Annotated in this window: 2 protein-coding genes; both read left to right on the top strand. The window is 75.7% G+C overall.

The features are described from left to right. Positions 1-1,255, top strand: a 1,255-nt coding sequence (locus tag DQW06_RS20160; RefSeq protein ID WP_232833093.1) for a YeeE/YedE family protein, incomplete at its 5' end; no start/stop codon positions are given. 38 nt (positions 1,256-1,293) lie between these two features. Beyond that, the coding region (locus DQW06_RS20165; RefSeq protein ID WP_232833094.1) for an FAD-dependent oxidoreductase at positions 1,294-1,757 on the top strand (464 nt) is incomplete at its 3' end.

Here is a 1,757-nt window from a genome sequence, read left to right on the forward strand (position 1 = left end):
CGTCTCGCCCGCCCTGTCCCTGAGCTGGCGGCCGACCCTGTCCGTGCCGCAGCCCCGCGCGGCCGAGGCCGAACCGGTCCGCTGGTGGCCGCTCGGCATCGCCCTGGCCGTGGCCGTGGGCCTGGCCGCCTACGTGTGGAACACCCACGGCGCGCTGCCCGCCGTCCTGCTGCTCCTGGGCACGGGCCTGGGCTTCACCCTGTTCCACTCCCGGTTCGGCTTCACCTCCGCCTGGCGGCAGTTCCTCGCCGTGGGCAACGGCACCGGCCTGCGCGCGCACGCCGTGCTGCTGGGCACCACCGCGACCCTGTTCGCGCTGGTCATCGGCACCGGAACCGGGCTGTTCGGCAACGACCCGCAGGCCTCGGCCGGACCCATCGGCATCGCCCTGTTCCTGGGCGCGTTCCTGTTCGGCATCGGCATGCAGCTGGGTGGCGCCTGCGCCTCGGGCACGCTCTTCGCGGTCGGCTCCGGCCAGTCGGCCATCGTCATCACCCTCGTCGGCTTCATCGCGGGATCGGTGATCTACAGCGCCGCGTGGCCGCTGGTCAACGACCTGCCCGCGCTGCCGCCGTTCCTGCTCTCCGACCACGTGGGATGGGGCGGATCCTGGGCGATCACCATCGCCGTGCTCGCGGCCGTGGTCGTGGGCACCCGCGTCGTGCAGAACCGCCGCGTCCCGCCGCCCGTGGGCACGCCGCCCTCGGCGCGGGGCCTGCTGCGCGTGGTCCGGGGCAGCTGGCCCATGATCGCCGGGGCCCTGGTGCTGTCGGTGCTCGGCGCGGCGGTGCTGCTGGTCTCCGGCGGCGCCTGGGGCGTCACCTCCGCCTTCAACCTGTGGGGCGCCAAGGCGCTCCAGCTGCTGGGCGCGCACCCCGAGACCTGGGCGTTCTGGAACCAGCCCCAGCAGGCCGCGCAGCTCGCCGGTCCGGTGCTCCAGGACAAGACCAGCCTGACCAACATCGGCATCATCCTGGGCGCCGCCGTGGCCGCGGCCGCCGCCGGGGCGTGGAAGCTGCACACCGGCCTGAGCTGGAAGCTCGTCGCCGCCGGGCTCCTGGGCGGCATCCTCATGGGCATCGGCGCGCGTCTGGCGGGCGGCTGCAACATCGGCGCCTACCTGGCCGGAATCGGTTCGGGCAGCCTGCACGGGTGGCTGTGGGCGGTCTTCGCCCTGGCCGGGACCTGGGCGGGGCTGCGGGCCCGCAGCCTGTTCGGCCTGGGCGTGCCCAAGCCGGGCGACAGCGTCTGCTGAACCCGGCCGCCGCGGCACCACTGACGGAGGGACGGGGAATGGACCGCGCGGAGCACGTGCACGACGTGGTGGTGGTCGGCGGCGGGCAGGCCGGGCTCGCCGCGGGGTACTTCCTGCGGCGGGCCGGGCTCGACTTCGCCGTCCTGGACGCGGATGAGGAGCCGGGCGGGTCCTGGACCGAGTACTGGGACTCGCTGCGGCTGTTCTCCCCCGCCGAGCACAGCATGCTGCCGGGCTGGTGGATGCCCGCCGAGGAGGGGCGGGAGTACCCGAGCGCGCGGCACGTGGCCCGCTACCTGGCCGAGTACGAGCGCCGCTACGAACTGCCCGTGCGCCGCCCGGTCCGCGTGGAGGCGGTCGAACGGGAGGACGGGGCCCTGCGCGTGCTCGCCCGGGAGGGGACCGGGCGCGGACTCCCGTCGGGGGCGCCCCGCTCCGCGGCGGAGCGGCCCGTGGACGGCGGCGGGCGGCCACCGGCCGTCCCCGGCTCCCCTGGTTCCCC

The sequence above is a fragment of the Nocardiopsis sp. TNDT3 genome (genome assembly GCF_003427465.1).
Classification (GTDB): domain Bacteria; phylum Actinomycetota; class Actinomycetes; order Streptosporangiales; family Streptosporangiaceae; genus Nocardiopsis; species Nocardiopsis dassonvillei.